The organism is Litchfieldella qijiaojingensis (assembly GCF_014651875.1).
Lineage (GTDB): Bacteria > Pseudomonadota > Gammaproteobacteria > Pseudomonadales > Halomonadaceae > Litchfieldella > Litchfieldella qijiaojingensis.
This window is the reverse complement of sequence record NZ_BMXS01000026.1, coordinates 39843-61236: the sequence shown is the minus strand read 5'-3', so window position 1 is coordinate 61236 and position 21394 is coordinate 39843. Positions and strand designations below refer to the sequence as shown.

The 21394-nt window shown below is 43.4% G+C and carries 18 protein-coding genes and 1 pseudogene; all 19 read right to left on the bottom strand.

What is annotated here, in order from left to right; all coding sequences use genetic code 11:
- Window positions 1-212: 212 nt before the first annotated feature.
- Window positions 213-1286, bottom strand: coding sequence for a glycosyltransferase family 4 protein (locus tag IE093_RS19120; protein ID WP_189472011.1), 1074 nt, complete (start codon window positions 1284-1286; stop codon window positions 213-215).
- 35 nt (window positions 1287-1321) lie between these two features.
- On the bottom strand, window positions 1322-2632 hold the full coding sequence (locus IE093_RS19115; protein WP_189472009.1) for a glycosyltransferase: 1311 nt from the start codon (window positions 2630-2632) through the stop codon (window positions 1322-1324).
- On the bottom strand, window positions 2553-3416 hold the full coding sequence (locus IE093_RS19110; protein ID WP_189472007.1) for an ATP-grasp fold amidoligase family protein: 864 nt from the start codon (window positions 3414-3416) through the stop codon (window positions 2553-2555). The genes IE093_RS19115 and IE093_RS19110 overlap by 80 nt, the downstream gene beginning before the upstream one ends.
- On the bottom strand, window positions 3398-4504 hold the full coding sequence (locus tag IE093_RS19105; protein WP_189472006.1) for a glycosyltransferase: 1107 nt from the start codon (window positions 4502-4504) through the stop codon (window positions 3398-3400). The genes IE093_RS19110 and IE093_RS19105 overlap by 19 nt, the downstream gene beginning before the upstream one ends.
- Before the next feature lie 35 nt (window positions 4505-4539).
- Entirely contained in the window at window positions 4540-5550 is a 1011-nt protein-coding gene (locus IE093_RS19100; RefSeq protein ID WP_189472004.1) for a glycosyltransferase family 61 protein, read from the bottom strand.
- Window positions 5543-6424 carry a polysaccharide pyruvyl transferase family protein gene (locus IE093_RS19095; protein ID WP_189472002.1) on the bottom strand — a complete coding sequence of 294 codons (882 nt, stop codon included), beginning with the start codon at window positions 6422-6424 and terminating at the stop codon, window positions 5543-5545. Before IE093_RS19095 ends, IE093_RS19100 begins: the two co-directional genes overlap by 8 nt.
- Window positions 6425-6448: 24 nt before the next feature.
- Window positions 6449-7273 carry a sulfotransferase family protein gene (locus IE093_RS19090; protein ID WP_189472000.1) on the bottom strand — a complete coding sequence of 275 codons (825 nt, stop codon included), beginning with the start codon at window positions 7271-7273 and terminating at the stop codon, window positions 6449-6451.
- Between the two features lie 352 nt (window positions 7274-7625).
- On the bottom strand, window positions 7626-8174 hold the full coding sequence (rfbC, locus tag IE093_RS19085; protein ID WP_189471998.1) for a dTDP-4-dehydrorhamnose 3,5-epimerase: 549 nt from the start codon (window positions 8172-8174) through the stop codon (window positions 7626-7628).
- A 27-nt stretch (window positions 8175-8201) separates the two neighbouring features.
- Complete coding sequence (rfbA, locus tag IE093_RS19080) at window positions 8202-9080, bottom strand: glucose-1-phosphate thymidylyltransferase RfbA (RefSeq protein WP_189471996.1); 879 nt, start codon at window positions 9078-9080, stop codon at window positions 8202-8204.
- 223 nt (window positions 9081-9303) lie between these two features.
- Window positions 9304-10194 (bottom strand): dTDP-4-dehydrorhamnose reductase, encoded by an 891-nt coding sequence (rfbD, locus tag IE093_RS19075; RefSeq protein ID WP_189471994.1) that lies wholly within the window; start codon window positions 10192-10194, stop codon window positions 9304-9306.
- Complete coding sequence (gene rfbB / locus IE093_RS19070) at window positions 10191-11303, bottom strand: dTDP-glucose 4,6-dehydratase (protein WP_189471992.1); 1113 nt, start codon at window positions 11301-11303, stop codon at window positions 10191-10193. Before rfbB ends, rfbD begins: the two co-directional genes overlap by 4 nt.
- A gap of 66 nt (window positions 11304-11369) precedes the next feature.
- Window positions 11370-12635, bottom strand: a complete 1266-nt coding sequence (locus IE093_RS19065; RefSeq protein WP_229803761.1) for an exopolysaccharide biosynthesis polyprenyl glycosylphosphotransferase — start codon at window positions 12633-12635, stop codon at window positions 11370-11372.
- 444 nt (window positions 12636-13079) lie between these two features.
- Window positions 13080-14216, bottom strand: coding sequence for a dTDP-4-amino-4,6-dideoxygalactose transaminase (gene rffA, locus IE093_RS19060; RefSeq protein WP_229803760.1), 1137 nt, complete (start codon window positions 14214-14216; stop codon window positions 13080-13082).
- 178 nt (window positions 14217-14394) lie between these two features.
- Window positions 14395-15462, bottom strand: a complete 1068-nt coding sequence (locus tag IE093_RS19055) for a TDP-N-acetylfucosamine:lipid II N-acetylfucosaminyltransferase family protein (protein ID WP_189471990.1) — start codon at window positions 15460-15462, stop codon at window positions 14395-14397.
- Between the two features lie 336 nt (window positions 15463-15798).
- The gene (locus IE093_RS19050) at window positions 15799-17604 is read right to left on the bottom strand and encodes an ABC transporter ATP-binding protein (protein ID WP_189471989.1); all 1806 of its coding nucleotides are present in this window, start codon (window positions 17602-17604) and stop codon (window positions 15799-15801) included.
- A gap of 86 nt (window positions 17605-17690) precedes the next feature.
- A pseudogene (locus IE093_RS19045) lies at window positions 17691-18678 on the bottom strand (IS481 family transposase).
- Between the two features lie 156 nt (window positions 18679-18834).
- Window positions 18835-19617, bottom strand: a complete 783-nt coding sequence (locus IE093_RS19040; protein ID WP_189471987.1) for a hypothetical protein — start codon at window positions 19615-19617, stop codon at window positions 18835-18837.
- Between the two features lie 5 nt (window positions 19618-19622).
- Complete coding sequence (locus tag IE093_RS19035) at window positions 19623-20591, bottom strand: glycoside hydrolase family protein (RefSeq protein ID WP_189471985.1); 969 nt, start codon at window positions 20589-20591, stop codon at window positions 19623-19625.
- Window positions 20592-20593: 2 nt separating this feature from the next.
- Complete coding sequence (locus IE093_RS19030; RefSeq protein ID WP_189471983.1) at window positions 20594-21367, bottom strand: hypothetical protein; 774 nt, start codon at window positions 21365-21367, stop codon at window positions 20594-20596.
- Window positions 21368-21394: the final 27 nt, after the last annotated feature.

Sequence of the window (21394 nt, the reverse complement as noted above, 5' to 3'; positions counted from 1 at the left end):
GTAGATCGTGACCTGCTGGCTGGTGACCGCCATACCGGCTCCCTGGTGGGTCGGGACAAGCGGTCAAGCTTAGGGCAGCCGGCCAAAATAGTTGTCGTCCACCGGCCAGAGTAATTGTCGCTCTATAACTCAGATAGTATATCGCGCTAGCGGCAGATGATATGTATGAACCGAAGCAGCCACAGTTACTGCCGCGCACAAAAGCGCTAGCCCTATGACTGTACAGCGTTACGCAGAATCTTGACCAGTCGAGGGGATTGAGCCTGAAGTGAGTAATGTTTCTCCACAGCCTGTCGACCACTTCCACCCAACGACTTCCGCAAATCACTATCATTCAACAGCGTCTGCAAGGCAGTATGCCAATCACTCAAATCTCCCGCTAGTATTCCACACCGCCAAACATTGACGATATCCACATTGACCCCAACAGGTGAAGCAACCACCGGCTTACCACACGCCATGTACTGAACAAGTTTAAATCCACACTTTCCACGCTCCCAAGGACCATCAGGCAATGGCATAATGCCAATATCAAAGCCGGAAATAGCTTGTACTTCCGTATCTTCGGTCCAGGGCAGAATCTCAACAGGAAGATTACCCCACTGCTCTACAAACGATGCCGTTGCCCCCACTAGTACCACTCTGACATGGTTATTAAGGCATAACTTCTCAAGTATTGGTTTCAGCTTAAGTACGTAACACTGGGTAGAAGGAGAACCGATCCAACCGATGACTGGTATCTTATTGGCTTGGGATTTTGTGATGGGATAACGAGATGCGTCAACCACTGTGGGTACACATTCAACTTGAGACGCACCAGCTAGCTGTGCACGTTCTGATAGGTAATTGTTACCACAGATCACAATAGCAGAGTTTTCCATGACGCGATCAATCTTTGAGCCCAAAAAGATTCGCACCAACCGGTTTTGGGAAAGGTCGTAGTTATGGAACACAGCGTCGTCATAGTCTACGACGTACGGTATACCAGAAGGCATAAGGACCTTTTCTAGCCAATGTGGTACATAGGGCAAAGCCTCCTTTTCTAGCCAGATCAGATCCACCTGCTGCAGTTGGCGAAGCAACCTTGCACGAGAAGCGTAACGGCAAGCCACTTCACCCAATGAGCGACCACTCTCCGAATAAAGTCGTTTAAGGTATTCATCATCGAACAAGGGAAAGGGTGTAACAACTATTCCAGCCTGATTAAGCTTCGGAAGATATTGAAGGGAGCGTAGGCGGCTGCTTGCCCCTTGTCGAGAGTACTTGGAAAGGAGAACAACGTTCACATCGACATCCTTCTCGAGTCGAGGAGTAGATAGAGTCAGATCGACTCATACAAGCGGCGATAACGTTCAGCCCCTTGGTCGGCAGAGAAATAGTCGTCAGCTGCATGCCGACATGCCTGGCGAGCGAGGATGCCATCGTAGTGTTCGAGCAATTGGCAGGCGGCGCTGTCGAGCTCTCGCTGATCGTAAACGTTCTTCACCACCACACCGACTTCATAGTGATTGATCAACTGGCCGAGATCTCCAATACCGTGATTGCCCACGACCGGTACACCTGTAGCCAGGAACTCCGCCAGGCGAGTTGGAGCACGGCCAACATCCGGAGCATAAAACATTATTCCAACATCCATGTTCGCAAGGTAGGCCGGCATCTCTGCGGGGGTAGCGGCAACGATATTAATATCGTCCACGTTGACCCCTACATGTGCCGCCTTCTCAAGTACACGACAGTGATCGTCTCGCGTAATAATGCTGACACGTGCTTCTGGCAGGTATTGTTTCACAGCAAGAAAAAAGGCAAAAAAGGCATCCAAATAAAACCAGCCGCTAAGTAGCGTACCCATTGTTCCGACAACAAACGTTTCGCGCTTTGACTGCGCAAGGTTACCCGATGCTGATAGCCTTTCAGGAACGTTGAAGTGATTAATATCTACACAAGTGGTGATGACCTCAAACTGATCTCTGGTCAGCTCTGAATATTTATCCAATAAATACTCGACAGCAGCATCGGTCAGGCTGATGACTTTCGTCGCATTGCGCAGCAACCGACGCTCAAACCATTTCAAAATATTGTAAGTTACAGCCCCCTCACTCAACCTGCCAGCCGTGACGAGTTCGTCAGGCCAAATAGCCCGCATATCGAAGATGAATGGCTTACGCGTAACCTTGCCGCACAGCCAGGCAACAATAGCCGGTATATAGCTACGACAGTGGATCAATTGCACTTCCCTCCGAGAGGAAAACCGTAGTGTTACACATAACAAAACCAGGAGGTCCCAGGCAGTTGCTAGAAAGCGAGGTCGATGATGATAGATCTGGGGTTTCCAAGTGATACCATACTGATCGCACTCACTACGTAAATCCTCAACAGCCTGTTTATCAGACATATCCAGCGACTTTTCGAAGCTAACCAAGATAAAGTGGTAGTCATCGGATAAACGAGAGAGATAATTTAGAATCTGAGAACGGCCCAATGGCTCCAAGACACCGGTATATGAAAAATATAAAATTATGACTCTCTCCGTTGTTGGATAGTTCCTTTTTATTTCACACATTGAAATATATTTCCGAAATAAGTCTCTCATCATTAACACTCTGAAATCGACCATGTGCCTGTTCAGGTACATGGGTAATTTCTCCAACATAAAACTTATCACCAACAATGAAAAAGTCGATCCTTGCGCTTTCAAACTTTGAAGACAACACCTTGGCAGCTTCTAGTATAGATTCTAGGTTCTTAGGAGGCGGAATTACATCACCAACCGGCTTGTTATAGGTTACATCAAGAAACTCCCAGTCCGTGGTGTAGAGATTTCTTTTGTGTGAAAAATGTCTTTCACTATCAACTTGGATAAATCTAGGTGAACCTTTGTAGCAAAAAACCTTGTAGTCCCTAATAGACTTTGAGTTATCGACTTGTTCCTCTACAATAATTGCAGGCGTTAAGTTTTTATAATTCCTCTCCCGGCGCAAAAAATAGAGATTTTTTTTTAAAGAATCGCAAAGAGAATTACACTCACTCTCAGCCAACCTTTCCCCCGGTTTTTTAAAGTAAACGCAACCAGAAAGATGGGTTGGCTTTATGACACAAGGGTGATCAGCTACAAAATTTTTTACATCTTCCTCACTTGTTAACAAGCAATAAGTTACCGGCACAAAGTCTTTTCCCAACATGCTTTCTACAAAATATTTAACCAAATATTTGTCGCTTGACAGTTGACGAAGAACTCTTTCTATTTCGCTAGAGCTTTTAATCTTAAAAAAATAGTCATTAATCAGGCAACTGTTGTCTTTTGGTAGCCTTGAGTGAGCCCTGTAAAACTTGATATAATAATAGATTGCATCACCAAATCGGGTGTATGGAACTATATTCAGAATATTTCGAAAGAATTTTAGCGAGAATTTTTCCACTTGAATTCCCTCATATACTCTTCTGCTGCATAAGATGGTTCAAAAGCTCTAGCTCTCATTTTAAGTGCTGCAGTATCATGCACAGATTTAAGCGATTCAATAATTGCATTAGCCATAGATAAGCTATCACCTACTGGGACAAGCTTTCCATAACGACCTCCACATAAAATTTCGGATGGGCCACTCTTGCAATTTGTAGCAACAACTGGCACTCCGGCAGTTAGCGCTTCTGTAATCACATTACCCAAACCTTCCCAGTGGGAAGAAAGGACGAACAAATTTGCCTTATTCAGGTAATCGTAAGGGCTTTCCTTATACCCTAATAGACAAATGTTATTTTTAAGTTCTAGAGAGTCTATTTGGGCCTCAAGATCACCTCTCAACTCTCCTTCCCCCAAGATGATAAGCTTGGCATCTAAAGATAAAATTACAACTTTCATGGCAGATATTAAAACCTCAAAGCCTTTTTGTTTCTTCAAGCTTCCCACGGCAATAATTTTATAGTTAGAACCATTCCACCAAGCTTGGCCAGGGTCTACAAAACCATCATTATTTACAATAAAACTATCATTTCTGACTGGATTATATATAACCTTAATTCTTTCACGTGACAGCCCTGTCAATGTTGAAATGCTATCGGCCACACCTTCGGACACTGCTATAACAGAATTTGCTTTAGCATATATAAATCTCCCAAATTGGGCTAAAAACTTTTTTTCGATTCTTGTAAAGGTGGGCGATAATTCTAAATTGACGTGCTCACTTACAATTAACTTAGTCTTTTTTGAAAAGATTGTTGTCAAAATACAAGCAATGCCTGTCAAAGGCCACATGCCGACCAGAAGAATATCAGGCTTGTTTTTTATCAAATACCTAGGAAGTGCAAAGACCAATTCGCGAATACGATTGACGCCAAGTTCAACTACAACAAAATCACTTAACGCTTCTTTCAGCAGCTCCCCCTTAGCTTTTAACAAAACAAATTCAACTATATAATCATTTTTAGAGAACTCTTTCGCTAGTAAAATTCGAACTCTTTCTACACCACCCGAACGCAAATCAGGTAAGAGAATTGCTATTTTTTTCATTTCTCTGATTTCCCATACTTACTACAATTGGAAAATTAAATAACTTCTATAAGAGTTCTTTTTAATGAATTCACACTCACTTTTATATTCCCATGAAGTGCACCATGCTTGTTTAAAACTCCTAAAGGAGTTGAGTCTTCATCATATTCACAAAGTATATATTTATAATCAAGAGATCGTGATTCGGCCAATGACTTAAAGCATGGGTTTAGCAAATATGTACCTCTTCTGCTTCCCCATGTCAGCTTGGGATCTGGTTGTTGGATAAGTTCTATCACTTTTGCTCCAGGGCGCATAAATAGGATATTTGACAATCCAGCACCATGAATAGATACAACACATTTTGCATTAAAGAAAACTAAAACCTGCTCAAGAAAGTTCATATTTTCCAGCTGAAAAAACTCAAACCCTACTCTTTTTAAGAAGATTTCAACTTCATCTTCATTTGATATTTTACGATGACCAGCATTCTTTCTACTAATATAAATTTTTTGAAAATTTCCTGCATGTTTGATCTGACGCAATGCCAATGAGGAAAAATAATCAGACACTACTTTTAAATCTGGCGTCGAATGCTGTGACATTTTTCCAGGATTGTCTTGGTATATAACCTCCTTAAAAAAAGTAATTCCTGATTTAAGTTCAACATACCTGCCACAGCTAATATCAGTGAGCCACTTTTTAAACCATGTATTAGGGACTTTAGGTGGAATGACTATCGGGTAACGCCCCCATTCATCTTTCAGGGCAAGAAGTCGTGGCATAGCTTCAATTAACCAATGGTAATATCCAGAAGACCATGGATTATGAAAAATCAACCCTGAAACATTATGATTCTTAAAATCAACCCCATAACGGATCGCATGACAAAGGGATAATTTAAAAAGTTCTTTTTTTAAACCATTATATTCAGAATGATAGGATCCATTTTTTCCACCTTTTAACTCAATGACATAACCCGCACGCCCGACAAAAACATTCGTTTTCTTACAAATGTTTCTTTTCCTATTTACAATGCTATAGTTTTCAAACACTTTTTCATCCATGCCGACTTCCTATACTTTTGAAAGTATCATGTAAAGCTCGAATATCACCTACATACTTTTTTACAGAGCAAATTGATTGCAAGCTATCAATTACTTTTTCTAAGTCTTCTTCGTTATATATGGTTAAACCTTTTTCTTCTGGGCTTGAAGTAACACTGTAATAATCCTCGAACTTAAAATCGCCACCGAGAACTTTAGAACTGAAAATTAACCTTTTGTTTGGGATAGCATAGGCATCAGATAAGATAAGACCATGAAGGGAAGAAGAAAGTACAAAATCGCAAGACAATAACTTATCAACAAAATCTTCAACCTCACTCCCCACATCAATTATTAATACTCTAGAATCACCACGAAACCACTGGATGATGGCGTTATTTTTATCGACAAAATGCGGAACCAAGCCTACCTTTTTTTCTTTTTTAACATTAATTGAATAATATAAAGGAAGTATAAGCCCCGGATCACCTAAAGGCACATCAAAACTATCATCTTGACAATGTTCTCGAACCAGTTTCAATGTCTTTTTTCCTCTGAGGGCATATATCTTTTTTTTATCAATCTTATGTAGTGGTTTTTTTCCGTCAATTGATCCTCCTCCATATATATAACTTTGCCAAGAGGCAGATCCTAAGACACTTCCTACAAAGCGAACGTGTGGCAGTTTATTTGTTTTAGCTTTGTAGATTTTTTTCCCAAACATTTTTCTGATTAAATAAGCATTAAGTTGATCACCTACATTTTTTTGGCCATCAAAGAACACAACAGGAACTATTTTGGGATGTATAAGGTAATTTTTAAAGTCATCAGTTACTCTTATTAGTCCATTTGATATTTTTCTGACGCACTGTAGCACACTAAATATTTCAATCATTTCTCTATAACCATTAAAATGTTTTTAATTAATATTCATGCACATGTTAATCGCTTCTTTTATCATATTCTTCTCCTCAGGAGTTAGGTTTCTCTTCTTGGTTAGTGCGTCTTTATTAAACTCAACTTCAGTGTAATCACTTTTCACGCCTAGGAAGTTACATAGATTTGTGACTTCCAAGTCCATGTTTTTTGATAAGTCATCATATTTTAATATATAAACATGATGAGGATAACAGTTCTTAAGCTGACGCCCCTTTAAGATATGCGAATACCATTTGAAAACATTTCTTTGCAAAGTGCATACGTTCTGATATATTTCAAGATTATTTTTGGTAGTTCCTAGAAATGGATTTGGATGTGGATACTTATTAAAATCTTCCCCCCACTGAGATACATATTTATGTTTTTTCATGCTGGTAATTACTTGTTCTAGCTCTCTCTCAATAACTATAAACTTTGCATGTGGAAACGCACTGATTAGCTGCTCCGCATGCCATAAGTTTGGATGGGTTTGATCTATTAAAATATCGTCATTTACTTTACTTTGCAAAAGTCTATAATAGCCAATATGTAACCTTGTCAACCTCTTATTATGAACTGCCTTTCTTGTAACCTTACCAAAAAAAAGGGGGCTTTCTTTTCCTTCGTAGTAATCATTCAAACCGTTTACATGATTCAATATTTTACATAAAAAGTGAGTTCCAGACCTACCAACACCCACTATAAAAAAAGGTCCCTCATTGCTGTTTTCTTTGTAGTAATATTGATAGCAATTCAAATAAAAAACAGCTTTTTTAAACTGGGCCCCTATGGATTTAAAGAAACCTATTATTATGCGCTTGCTCATGCCTTTCCACTCTGAAGTAATAATTATATAGACAATCAGAATTGTTACACCATTAATGTAACACCCTAGGCTTCCATAGCCCATTATTATTTAGCCTGAAATGGTGTTTGATGATCCTGGCTTTTCCTGAACTCGTTATTCAGACTTTAATAACCTCTTCACCTTGATTTCGGTGGCCTTCCTAAAGGCGGTGTATTTCGGGAGCACAGCCGATTCAGCTATTGGTGTTTTTGTCGCTTCCTATCTGACTGAAGCGATATAAATCACAGAAACACTCTTTGTGTAATCGAAAAACTCTACAGCACCAATTCGTCACACTCACAGTACACTTCGACAAAATGGTGATAACATGTCATGTATAGTATTCAGCTTCTGCCAATGCATTGCCTGCTGCGTCCTTGGGAGACACTACAGGCTCAACACCTGAAGGTATAGGCCACTCAATAACTAAGTCAACGTCATTCCAATAAATACACCGCTCATATTTAGGTGCATAAAGGTCTGTGCACTTGTATTGGAAATCAGCTATTTCACTCGTGACATAAAACCCATGGGCAAAGCCTGGAGGCACCCATAGCATGCGTTGATTTTCTTCTGAAAGATAATCCCCAACCCACTGACCGAAGGTCGGTGAACTCCTGCGCAAATCTACCGCAACATCAAATACTTCGCCGCGGGTCACCCGCACCAATTTGCCTTGAGGCTGACGGATCTGGTAATGCAAACCACGCAAGGTATTCCGTACGGAGCGGCTGTGGTTATCTTGGACAAAGTGGGCGTTAATGCCGACCTCAGCAAAGCTCCTGGCGTTCCAGGTTTCCATGAAGAAGCCACGTTCATCGCCGTACACCTTCGGCTCAATCAGTTTGACGTCGGGAATTCTGGTATTGACGATATTCATCAAGCTTCAACTCTACTTATCAACCATTCAAGTTTCCGACTCGACAAGCTGTCGAAGGTACTCGCCATAGCTATTCTTCTTGAGCGCATCGGCGTGGGCCAGAAGTTGTTCACAGTCAATATAGCCCATTCGATAGGCCACCTCTTCCAGGCAGGCCACCTTCAGCCCCTGGCGCTTCTCTAGGGTTTCGATAAAGCCCGAAGCCTCCTGCAGCGAGTCGAAGGTGCCGGTATCCAGCCAAGCATAGCCGCGGCCTAGCAATTCCACCTTAAGATCACCTCGCTTCAGGTAGGCCTGATTGACGCTGGTGATTTCTAGCTCACCGCGGTGAGAAGGTTTCACCGCTTTGGCGATCTCGACCACATCGTTGTCGTAAAAGTACAGACCAGTCACCGCGAAATGGGATTTCGGCTTGGCGGGTTTCTCCTCGATGGAGATGGCACGCTTTTGCTCGTCGAATTCCACCACACCAAAGCGTTCAGGATCGGTGACACGGTAACCGAACACTGTGGCACCGCTTCGTCGGGCATTGGCCGCCTGCAACTGTTTACTCAGACCGGGGCCGTGGTAGACGTTGTCGCCTAGCACTAGGCACACGCAGTCATCACCAATGAACTCCTCTCCGATGATGAAGGCCTGTGCCAGCCCGTCGGGGCTGGGCTGTACGGCATAACTGAGCGAGATGCCGAACTGGCTACCGTCACCAAGCAGACGCCGGAAACCATCCTTATCTTCCGGAGTGGTAATAACCAGGATCTTTTGAATACCTGCCAGCATCAGCACAGAAAGTGGGTAGTAGATCATCGGCTTGTCGTAAATGGGCAACAGCTGCTTGGAAATCCCCTTTGTGATGGGATATAAGCGCGTGCCATTACCACCCGCGAGGATGATACCCTTGCGTGTCATATGCGCTCCTTATTTATACTTTTTCATGGCCACTGGTAGTGCAGTTTTTCGCGAATAAATTCGCACCCAGAGGGAGTTGACTCAATGCGTTGTAATGATTAGCACAACGGCGATAGTTGTGTTATGGGAGCTGTGCTTGCAGGGTGGTGATGTTATTCGTTACCCACGTTGCGTCAAAACGGTTTTGAACAGTGCTTCACAAATACCAGTTCAATAAAGATAGTCATCTTTCAGCCAAGCACCGAGCGACGCCCTGTTGCCAACTCGGCAACGCCAATCCAAAGACACGTTCCAGTTTTTCTGTGGAAAGTCGTGAGTTGAGTGGGCGTGTTGCAGGAGTAGGCCAAGCGTTGGAGGGCACGGGATCAATGCGTTCAGGCGTGGCTTGGATGTCGACACCCTGTCTTTGGAACCACTCAGCAATGAAGGTCGCGTAGCCATGCCAGTTGGTTTCGCCTGCGGCAACCACGTGATAAAGACCTTCGAGTGATGCATTGTTGCGTGCACGAACAATGGCGTGAGCGGTCACGTCGGCGATCAAATCGGCACCGGTGGGGGCACCGATTTGATCACAGACGACCTTCAATGCCTCTCGCGTTTTGATCAAATTCACCATCGTGGCCAGGAAGTTCTTGCCTCGAGCAGAGTATACCCAGCTGGTACGGAAAATCAGATATCGGCAGCCACTAGCCTGGATGGCCTGTTCTCCGGCCAACTTGCTGGCACCATAGTGGTTAAGCGGTGATGGTGTATCTCTCTCCTGCCAAGGGGCCTTACCGCTACCATCGAATACGTAGTCGGAGGAGTAATGTACCAGCAATGCATCAAATGTTTGGGCTTCTTCGGCCAATACGCGTGGAGCCTCGGCATTGATCAGGCTGGCCATTTCACACTCTTCCTCGGCACGGTCCACCGCAGTGTAGGCAGCGGCGTTGACGATCACCGTGGGTTTGAACTCGCGCAACATGAAACGTAGCCCATCAAGATCTGCAAGATCACCACTCAGACCGCCCTGACCGCTTCGATCCAAGGCAATGACATGACCGATGGGTGCCAAGGCACGCTGCAACTCCCATCCCACTTGACCGTTCTTTCCAAGCAGAAGAATTCTCATGCGATGACGCCTGCCCCCAAACGCTCACGCTGATAGTTGCCATTCTGCACACGGCGGCACCATTCAAGGTTGTCCAGGTACCATTGCACCGTTTTGCGGATGCCACTCTCGAAGGTTTCTCGTGGTACCCAACCAAGATCGTGCTGAATCTTGCTAGCATCGATAGCATAACGTAAATCGTGCCCCGGCCTGTCAGCGACGAAGGTGATGAGATCACGATAGTTTCCTATCCATCGCCCTCCAAAGCCTCCCCCTGTCAATTCTTGCAAGAGGTCGCAGAGTGTGGTTACCACATCGATGTTTCGCCGCTCATTGTTGCCACCAATATTATAGGTTTCGCCGAGCCGGCCTTGAGTCACCACGGTGTACAATGCCCGAGCGTGATCCTCCACGTAAAGCCAATCACGAATCTGCTCGCCTTGGCCATACACTGGCAACGGCTTGCCCTCCAAGGCGTTGAGTATGATTAACGGAATCAGTTTTTCCGGAAAATGATAAGCACCGTAGTTGTTCGAGCAATTGGTGATCAAGGTGGGAAAACCATAAGTCCGCTGCCAAGCACGCACCAAATGATCGGAACTAGCTTTGCTGGCGGAATATGGTGAACTGGGGTCATAAGGTGTCTGCTCGGTAAACGATCCTTCCGCTCCCTCCAAGTCACCATAGACCTCATCAGTAGAAATATGATGAAAACGGAAAGTTCTCTTGTATGTCTCATGCAACCCCTGCCAGTAGAGCCGAGCGACCTCCAGCAACGTATAGGTACCGACGATATTGGTTTCGATAAAGGCTGCCGGACCATCAATGGAACGATCCACGTGACTTTCTGCAGCCAAGTGCATCACGGCATCCGGTCGGTGCTCAGCGAACACCCGCTTGAGTTCCGCCTGATCGCAGATATCTACCTGCTCGAAGGTGTAACGGGGATTGTCGGCGACCTCGGCCAACGACTCCAGGTTGCCGGCGTAGGTCAGCTTGTCGACATTAATTACACTATCCCGGCTGTTTGCGATAATATGGCGAATCACGGCCGAGCCAATAAAACCCGCACCACCAGTGACCAAGATTTTTAATCTTGCATGGTCAATATTGAATGGATGGGTGGCCATCAAGGTAGTCCATTGTATTTATGAATTTTGGAAAATAACTAATAATTAAAATTCAATCTTAGTTATTTATCGCGACCCACGACCGGTAAACAGAATCTTGATGGTGCGGATAACAATGAGTAAGTCGAGCCACAGCGAGAAGTGCTTGATGTAGTAGAAATCGTACTCGAGCTTGCGGACCATACCGTCAACTTCAGCAGCATAGCCCTGCTCAACCTGGGCCCAGCCGGAAATACCGGGGCGGACTACATGGCGATAGTGGAAGAATGGAACGTCCTGTTGGTACCAATCGGTCAGCTCCAGGGATTCCGGTCGAGGACCGATCAGACTCATATCGCCCTTGAGTACATTGAGCAACTGAGGCAGCTCATCGATACGGTACTTGCGGATCACTCGGCCCACCAAGGTGATGCGAGGGTCATGGCCATTCTGGGTGAAGCCGGTACCCTCGTGATCGATATACATGCTGCGAAACTTGTAAACGGTGAAAGGTCGACAGTGAAAGCCCATTCGTTGCTGGGTGAACAGTGCCGGACCGGGACTGTCGAGACGAATCGCTAAGGCAGTAACGGCCATCATCGGTAGAACGAAGGGCATCAGCAGCAGTACAACCAGCAGGTCGAGGCCACGCTTGATGATCTCATAGCCTTCGTCGGGCTGAAGGGTGCCGTGACAGCTCTCGCACAGGTGATTGAGAAGAACTCGGCCAGTCAAAAACTCGAAGGCATTAGTGACGTGATAGACGGGAATGCGGTGTAGGGTGCAATCGGAAAGAAAACGCTCCCACGACTCAGGCAGCTCAGCGCGCAAGTCGGCCACGACACCGTCCACGCATTCCTGACTAAGCGCAGGCGCGTCAAGGTAGCACCAATCAACGTCCTGACCATGACATAGATCGACGGTTTTCCCGAAAGGCACCACCGCCAGCTTGAGTCGGCTGAAGCGGGTCGAGATTGCATAACCGGTTGTACAGTAGACTACTGCAGAGCCGTAACTAACAAGAATATGCTGCTGTGCATGCTCAATGGTTAAGAGGTATAGCACGATTAACAGCAAGCAATAGCAAAGGGTGATGCTCGGCACGATCAGAAGGTAAGCGCGTGTACCTGGTAACTTCGCCAGTCGCTGCACGGCGGTGACGGCCAACAGATAGGCGGTAGCGGTGCCGAGCAGAGAATTCCATTGAGTAACGGTAATGTGTTGCCAAAAGCCCCAGCCCCAGAGCCAAGCGGCCGGCAGCAGCACCGCTATCACCATACCAATCAGACGTTGTACCCGGGTGCTATAGAGCAGTCGCTCATGAATGCTGGCATGACGGCGCTGATGTTCCAAGGCGGCAGCATCGTCACTAGGGGGCACGACACGCCACTCGGAACGAGACTGCGACCCTGCTAAGAGCGAAGAAGTGGGAGGCATGGCGCTAGACTCATCCTCGTTGCTTTTGCCCCCCCCTGAAGTGAGCGGAGTTTTGGGCTCTCGGGCCGAAGCCCCGTTCCAGTTGAACTCATCACTTGCAAGATTTCTGCCCATGACCCATACTCCCCGCGACCTTCCAGGCACCTGTCAAGAGACGTCACATTCATGTGATTTTTATAGAAATAAATACTGCAGGACTGTGACATTATTTTATGGTAACTTTCGTTGAAAAGTGTGTGAGGTATTCGCTCCTATTTTACTAAAATTAGCAGCCTGATCGAAAAGCACTTCGTCACACTTTAACGATCGTTTTCCGTAGAGTAGTTCTTGGAAGCAATTTTTATTGGTGATACCAAAAGCTCAAAAGTAATAGTCTTTTATTAAAGAAATGACTTTATTTTGCTCGGACTGTGAAATTCCAAGCCATAGAGGCAGTCGAATCAGACGGTCACTTTCTTTGCTTGTATACTCGTCCTGTCCATGAAAACGGCCATATTTCATACCTGCCTCAGAACTATGCAAGGGCACATAGTGAAATAACGCTGCCACGCCATTTTCTTTTAGATGTGATAACAGTGAACTTCTCTCTTCGACATCCGCTACCTTTATATAAAACATGTGCGCATTATGTATACAACCATTTGGAATTATAGGCAACTCAATATTACCTTTCTCTACCAGAACACTTAAGTGATAGTAGTAATACTCCCAAGCAGTAAGACGTTGTCGATTTATGTCTTCTGCTTTCTCCAACTGCCCCCACAGATAAGCGGATTGTAGCTCGGAAGGAAGGTAGCTGCTCCCTACATCTACCCAGCTATACTTATCTACCATTCCTCGAAAGAACAGGTTACGATTGGTACCTTTTTCTCTTACGATCTCGGCACGTTCCTTGAACCGGCTGTCGTTGATAATAAGTAAACCGCCCTCTCCACCACTAGTGTAGTTTTTCGTTTCATGAAAGCTATAAGCCCCTAAATGTCCAATCGAACCTAACTCTCTGCTTTTATAGCTACTCATCATACCTTGAGCAGCATCTTCCACAACAAAGAGGTCATAACGCTCAGCCAAGGCCATGATGGTATCCATTTCACAGCCCACACCGGCATAATGAACCGGAACGATAGCCTTAGTCTTCTCTACAATGGCATCCTCAATCTTTCTTTCATCGATATTCATGGTATCCGGACGGATGTCAACAAAAACAATTTTTGCGCCACGCAATACAAAGGCATTAGCGGTACTCACAAAAGTGTAGCTAGGCATGATAACTTCATCACCAGGATGAATATCAATCAATATCGCAGCAAGTTCAAGCGCATGGGTACAAGAAGGCGTAAGCAATGCTTTTTTGCAGCGCAAGTGATTCACAAACCACTGCTGACAATTTTTGCCAAAAAAACCATCTCCGGCAAGACTTTCGTTTTGCAATGCTTGCTGAATATATTTTATTTCATTGCCTGTAGCAGACGGTTTATTGAAGCATATACTCATCATATTAAGCTCTTCATACATTTATTGGCAATATAATAAATTAACTCTTCTGGAAGATACGAAATTTAAGCTCCTCGATAAAAGAAACTACAGAGATTCTTATTCCGAACAGATGATATAAAGATAAATCTTGGCACTAGATTTGTTCAGCGGCTGCATTACCAGATGCACGATAAGGACATTATCCAACAATTTTTTTTAACTGGCTCTTTAAACTCCCTTCCGAAAAATACCTTTCTATTATTTTCCGGTTGTTTTCTTCATCGAAAACAGGTTTATCCAGCGTAAGAGAATCTATACTACCAACGTCTAGTCCGATACTCGAAAGCAGCTCAAATGACGACGTATCTCGCCTAATATATACTCGCTTACCCATTCCCAAAAGACTAATGGTGTTTCCCATTGCCTGTTGTCGGTTATGCGCAAATATGGCAATATCTACGTCACTAAGAAGTTTTAAGTATTCATCATATGGCAAAAAGTTAGTAAGAGGCTCAAACCTCTCCCCAAATAACTCTCGCCCCAGTTCTATAATTTTTTTAGAGTTAGCATGATCTCCATAAGAAAGTGGAACAACAATACGCCAATTACTCAGATCCAATTTTGCAATTTTTTTGAAAACAAGCTCATGATCATTTGATGGATTTGCAGAATTTCCAACAAGCAGTGTTTTAATAGATTTCTTTTTTTTTACCCCTCCAGAGACAGGCTTAAAAACATTGCTTAAATACATGAAACATTTAATATTCTTACCTTTCGCTCCATACCAATTTCTTGCCAAAGTAGCGTCACCTGGAAAGTAGGTAACTAAATAACCAACTCGCTTTATAACGAAACAACGAGCATATTCTACAAATCTCTCCTTATTTCGTTTTTTAGGCTTTTGATATCGGTAAAGATCACCGCCCCATATCACCCAATAGCATTTTTTTAATACCCAAGGGTTAAGAAAAAGAAGCATAACTACGTAATCATTGGATAAACCATGGAGGATTATTTTTTTAGATGAATGCATAGCTTGAAGAAGCCGAAAATAGCCCAATCTTCGGCTTCTTTGGTGACAACTATCCTTCCCCTCTCGATAGGGATGTTTTTCAATTTTGCCTATTGTATAAAAAAAATTGCCTGAGTCCGGAAACTCCTTTCTAACAAAATCAATAAAAGAAGGGATGAACTTGTCTAGAGGGCAAATATGGAGATTGCAACTTCTCTTAGCCATGATTTTCAGCCAAATGTCTGAAATATCCATAATATCCATTTTTATTGAGTTTATCAGCAGCTACTCTCACTGCTTATATGACCCCGCCCCGTTGTGCAAACCAGAATTGATGAGGCATGGGTGAGGACTGCACACATATACCCGATCTGTTGGCGGCTCCATCGCATACCTAGCCATCATGGCATGTATGCTTGTTCTCCGTTCCTATCTCCAACTCGGCCTCGTCATGGGGCTCACGGTTATACGGAGTGGCGGACGCCGCTGGAGGTTTCTGCCGAGGTGCTCGAAAAATCCGTCACCGGCCCAAGGACGCTTCAATAGTGTTGCGGTTGGAACTTGAGACCGCCATTCCTCCCTGTGTTATAGTCAAGCATGCTCTGCCATGCGTCTAAAAGTTAGGTTCCGGGATATTAATTCATCATAAGTTCCATGATCTAGAACACACCCCTGTTCAAGAAGATAAATCTTATGGCATTGCTTAACAGTAGCAAGCCTGTGGGCAATCATTATGATTGTCTTGCTACCTGAAAATTTGTGAATAGCATCCATAATTACCTTCTCAGTTATTCCATCTAAGGCACTAGTTGCTTCATCCAAGATAAGCACTTTGGCATCATCATATAAGGCACGAGCTATCCCAATACGTTGACGCTGACCACCTGAGAGCTGTATACCTCTTTCTCCAACATGCGTTTCCAAGCCATCAGGTAGCTTCATCAGAAGTTCATCTAAATTTGCCATATGAGCAGCAAACTTTACTCGTGCTTCATCAATTTCCTCTGGCGGCAAACCGAAAGCAATGTTATCACGAATACTGGCATCGGATAAAAAAATACTTTGTGGAACAAATCCCAATGTATTTTGCCATGCACGAATATTGTAATCGGTAAGAGAAGTTTGATCTATCAATATCTGTCCTTGGTCAGGACGAATTAGACCTAAAAGTACATCAATGGCTGTAGACTTTCCTGCACCAGAAAGACCTACCAATCCAACAACATGGTTAGCGGGAATAGTCAGTGACAAATTATTTAAAGCAGCCTCATTTTTCCCAGGATAGCGAAACACAATATTTTCAAATAAAATAAAATCTTTAAGTGTAAGTGTGGATTTAAACTCACCATGACTATAGTTAAATTTTGATTGGTTATCCATGCTCTCATACAAATCACTACGTATAGATTCAAATGCAGCCAAGTTGGCACGAACCCTTGAGACATTAGAATAGATTTGTTGAAATGAAGGCAACAGTTTAAATCCTGCGAGAGTATAAAAAGACAACACAGGCAAAATACTGCTCAAATTTCCATCATATGACTTAAGAAGATAAAGTATCAAAAAAATCACAGAGCCAAACGCAATAATCTCCATTGCATATCGTGGCGCATGGCTCAATGTTTGGGTAAAACCATGAGCTTTTGCAAGATGTTCACTTGCATTCTCGAATCGGTTAATAAACATTCTCTGACGCCCTAGCAATAACGTATCTTTTATTCCACCAAAGCCCTCCGACATTAGCTTGAAGCGTAAAGATTGTTCACGAGAAATTGTGCTTCCATATTTTATTAATTTCAAACGAACTGTCTTATAAAGAAGGAGATATGATATAACAAAAATAGATATCCCTGCTAACGCCACCATGGGGTCATAAATAAATACAGTTATTGACATTAACGAAGCCATCACCAACTTGGCATTCATCTGCATCAAGGGAATAATGACACTACTAGTTAATCGCTGAACTTCCTGTGATATCTGCTTTGTTAAATTACTACTTCTATTCCCTGCATGAAACAGCCATGGCTTATACATGTAATGCTTAAATAATCTATTGCCAAGTTCAGCACCAATATAAGCACCGTACATAGACAATCTCCAAACTGTAAATATAGAAAATAAACCAGAAGCAATTAAAATTGATAACACACCAACTCCCATCCAAAATAAAAAAAATTCTGGACTATCAAGGTTACTTTTTTCATAAACCCAAGAAATCCAACCATCACTTTCAAGGAGATCAATATCGCCTACCAAAGCCATAAAAGGGCCAATGGCCACTACACTCACGATTTCAGAAAGTGACATTACAATTACAAGGATTTGCAATTTTACAAAATTTCTCCGTTGTTTTTTATCTATTAAAAATAAAATTTCCTTTATATTATTTATCATTGAAAGCTCCATAAAAATACAAATGACAAATAGAATAAAATGGTAGATTAATGGCTGAAAAAAGAAGGCTTAACACAAATTCTCTTTCAATTGTCAGGTTCCGGGTGATTAATCACATGCTTATGAAATAATTCTGGACGTTTCGCCTGCCAGTCTTTCATCGCCGTAATGGGTGGCTGATGGTGCAGCGCCTTCTGCGGTATGTGGTGATTGTACAACCAGCAGTAGCATTTCAGCGTCTGCTCCAGGTCTTCACCTGACTCCTCGTCGTGTCGCCAACACGTCGCTGATCCGGCCATTGAAGCGCTCGACCATCCCATTGGTCTGTGGCCGTCCCGGCTTGATTAGGCGATGCTGGATGCCGTGTTGCTGGCATTCCTGATCGAAAGGATGCTGACCGCTGGGTGTCCGTTCGCCCGCACGGGTGAAGCGGTCCGTGAAGGACTTGCCGTTGTCAGTCAGCACTTTCTGGACCTTGAACGGCGCCTTTTCGATCACTCGCTTCATAAAGATCCGCGCATCCTGAGCTGACTGACTACGCCGCACTTCCAGGTAAACCCAGCGCGTGGCGCGATCGATGGCGACGTACAGATAGCGCTTCCGCTCCTCATCCGGCATCTGCGGCAGGTGCTTGATGTCGACATGCACGAAGCCCGGCGCATAGTCCCGAAACGGCTTGTGCTTGGGTGTCTCGTCATCAGCGGCATCTTGCCGAGCCAGTTCCGTCAGTGTCGGTACCTCACGTCGCTTCAACATGCGATGAAGCCCAGAGCGCGAGAGGCGAGGATTGAGGAATTCACGCGCGACCACCAGCAGGTCATCGAGGCCCAGCCGTAAGAATTCCCGGGCGGCAATGAGCACCTCTTCCTGCTCGGGCGTCAGCGTGGCCAGCAGATTATGCCGAGTATGCGAGCGGTCATGGGTATCCTGGCGGAGCCGCCAGCGACGAACGGTAGTGTCAGCGACACCATACCTCCTTGCCAGCTCGCTATTGCTGATGCCAGGTGGCGCAGCCTGGATCTCGGCGCGGATCTTGGGTGTGGTCGTCGCCTGTTTATGTAGCTTGATGTCCATATCCTTGCTCCCGAATGACCTGGTGAAGAAGCTCCTTGGCTGCCAGCAAAGGATAGCTTCTATAGCTCAGTCGATCATCGGGGACCCGACAGTTAATAATTTAAAGGCGATCATATTCAACCATCAATTAAATTAAAAATCTAAAAACGACCTTTTCTACGATAAATCTCTATACATTGTAACCAAGCCAGAAAATCTACCATTCAAGCATGATTGTCTGAAAGGTAGATGAGGATCAATTTCTTCCACACCATGGAAAATTTTAGTATTATATATGATAATTGAACCTAACTCCAAAAAAGCATCATAATAAATGCGTCCACCATTATTTTCAAAATACCCTCCTCCTTTTTTATAATCACAATCTTCCCCTTCGCCTTTTTTACTCATTACGATCAAAGGTTGGAAATAAGAGTTTACGCCATATTGCCCCACTATTACAGGAACATAATCATCAATATGTCCTTCCATATGCCCCCCGCCGGTTGGATAGTGGTGTATACGAGAAGCTGTCCAAAAACCATCTTGAACAGTATCTAGCGCAAAGTCCTTTCTAAAACCTGTTACCAGATTTCTCACCATTGCAGCTTGCCTGAAAGCATTCCTAAGACCGTAGATATCTTTCGCAAAAATTGGATTATAAAAAGTTCTTACACATTTTGATAAATCTTTTTCTCTCAGCTCCCCTCCTCCTATAGATAACTTCTGGAAATTATCTTGAATCCGATTTGGTGATTCTCCAGTAGCAGGAGAATCGTTTTCAACTAAAAATTGTTCAAATAATAAATTTTTAGCGTGTTTAATTTCATCAGGATTGATCAGGCCCTTGACAATGCCGTAGTCATGTTTATTTAAAATTTCATTAAGAACATCGACATCTAGATCATCAATATTTGTGACATCCAAAGTAGCGGACTCAAGCTCTTCTAAACTTAACATTATCGTCATCCTATTAGTAAGTCGGGAATTTTTGACAATGCATCAATTGATATCCTTATTAACCCTAAACCTTCCTTTCCATAACCGTTACCACTATATAACAGATACAAGTATCCACTATATCTAAATGCTGCAGGATAACACTGACTATGACTATCCCAAGATTCTTTTGAAGAACTTGATGGAACTATATTATAATATAGACGTTTCCACGATCGACCATCTTTAGAAATAGCATGACAGAGTCTATACTCATTTCCTCGTGCGCAAAACCACATGTGATATATACCATTTAACTTAATAACTGTCGGCCTGCATATGGCAAATTCTCCTTTGTCAAAGTCAATACAATTTTCGTAGTCGCGGAACCAGGAAAAGCCATCTTCTGACTCTGCATATCTTATAAGGTACTTGTGCTGTATTGTATTATCATCCTTTTTTTCCCAACTGACAAAGCTTGTATACCACATTTTCCATAACTCATTATCCTGCATCACAAATACGGATCCAATGGAATATGGTTCCGAATCATTTCTGGCTAAAATTGGCGCTTTTGAGTATCTCTTGAATGTCTTTCCACCATCAATACTATAAGCCTTGCCAAGATGGTTCTGAAAACCTGTGCTGCGAGTTGCTACCCACCCTGTATAAAATAAATCAATCCCGTATCGAGCTTCAATCAGACAAGGATAAGAAACTCCGTCTTCGTCAAATGTTCCAAGTCGACCGTGTGAGAAGCAAACATCTTCTTCTATGTACACAACAGCAGGGCCATGATTTAAATCAACAAGAATTCTTCCAATATGAGATTTGTTATAATCATCACGTCCCGTTATGTAAAACCAAAATAATCCCGGACTACCATGCTCTACTACTGCTGTTGCGCCAGTAAAATTTCTTAGCCATAGAGGATATATTGATGAAGGCTTAACAATCGCTCCCAGCTTTTGCCAGTTCCACATCATAGAAACCATTTCTAAGACCCTAGATCAATTGAATTGGATATCCTGTTACTTGACGCAAGCTTATTGACTGCAAATAAGGCTATCCAGCGCCCTTTAAATTCTTCCCAACAGTGTTCAGCATCAGGATCAATTTTATCGACACCATGCACCATTTGAGCATTAAAATAAGTCACCTCACCCCAATCGCTGAGTTCGTCAATATAGATCTTTTCGTCTAGATGATTCATGACATATGCACCTCCTTTGTGAAAGTCGACCCCCTTTTGGCAAAGAAGCATTGTAGGAACAGTCAGTTGATGGTAATCAACCGGATCTTTATGCTTATTAAGAGCCCCTCCACCAACTGGATAGTACTGGAATGACAATCTTGCAACACAACCATCTTCAGGAACACTAGACAAGAAGCTAGTTTCGGGCAATCCGCTTAGCCTATTTTTCAAGTAAAATACATTTTTAAATAACTCGAAAAATTTAAATATATCATCATTCCAAGGGAAGAAGGAAAATTGATGAAAACATCCACGAACATGAGATCTAGGGTCCCAATGATTAACCCTATGAAAATTAGGACACCCCTCATGGATTGAGTAATATACTGGGAGTGAGTTTTTCCCTAGTGAAATCAAATATTTTCTTATCCTTTCAAGCAATAGCTTGTCAATTCCGCTATTGAATATATATATACACCCTTTGACAATATCTTCTCTTATCTTATTTAATTCAACCTCATCTCTTAAGACATCATCGATAGCCCCTGCTCTCACGACCTTGTCATAGCACAACATACCCCCTCCCTTGATTTCTTTAAACCC

What these genes read in the sequence shown, in the direction of transcription:
- IE093_RS19115 (WP_189472009.1), bottom strand. Translation starts at nt 2,632, where the DNA reads ATGTACCTGAACAGGCACATGGTCGATTTCAGAGTGTTAATGATGAGA.
- IE093_RS19105 (WP_189472006.1), bottom strand. Translation starts at nt 4,504, where the DNA reads ATGAAAAAAATAGCAATTCTCTTACCTGATTTGCGTTCGGGTGGTGTA.
- IE093_RS19100 (WP_189472004.1), bottom strand. Translation starts at nt 5,550, where the DNA reads ATGGATGAAAAAGTGTTTGAAAACTATAGCATTGTAAATAGGAAAAGA.
- IE093_RS19095 (WP_189472002.1), bottom strand. Translation starts at nt 6,424, where the DNA reads ATGATTGAAATATTTAGTGTGCTACAGTGCGTCAGAAAAATATCAAAT.
- IE093_RS19090 (WP_189472000.1), bottom strand. Translation starts at nt 7,273, where the DNA reads ATGAGCAAGCGCATAATAATAGGTTTCTTTAAATCCATAGGGGCCCAG.
- rfbC (WP_189471998.1), bottom strand. Translation starts at nt 8,174, where the DNA reads ATGAATATCGTCAATACCAGAATTCCCGACGTCAAACTGATTGAGCCG.
- rfbA (WP_189471996.1), bottom strand. Translation starts at nt 9,080, where the DNA reads ATGACACGCAAGGGTATCATCCTCGCGGGTGGTAATGGCACGCGCTTA.
- rfbD (WP_189471994.1), bottom strand. Translation starts at nt 10,194, where the DNA reads ATGAGAATTCTTCTGCTTGGAAAGAACGGTCAAGTGGGATGGGAGTTG.
- rfbB (WP_189471992.1), bottom strand. Translation starts at nt 11,303, where the DNA reads ATGGCCACCCATCCATTCAATATTGACCATGCAAGATTAAAAATCTTG.
- rffA (WP_229803760.1), bottom strand. Translation starts at nt 14,216, where the DNA reads ATGATGAGTATATGCTTCAATAAACCGTCTGCTACAGGCAATGAAATA.
- IE093_RS19055 (WP_189471990.1), bottom strand. Translation starts at nt 15,462, where the DNA reads ATGGATATTTCAGACATTTGGCTGAAAATCATGGCTAAGAGAAGTTGC.
- IE093_RS19050 (WP_189471989.1), bottom strand. Translation starts at nt 17,604, where the DNA reads ATGATAAATAATATAAAGGAAATTTTATTTTTAATAGATAAAAAACAA.
- IE093_RS19040 (WP_189471987.1), bottom strand. Translation starts at nt 19,617, where the DNA reads ATGTTAAGTTTAGAAGAGCTTGAGTCCGCTACTTTGGATGTCACAAAT.
- IE093_RS19035 (WP_189471985.1), bottom strand. Translation starts at nt 20,591, where the DNA reads ATGGTTTCTATGATGTGGAACTGGCAAAAGCTGGGAGCGATTGTTAAG.
- IE093_RS19030 (WP_189471983.1), bottom strand. Translation starts at nt 21,367, where the DNA reads ATGTTGTGCTATGACAAGGTCGTGAGAGCAGGGGCTATCGATGATGTC.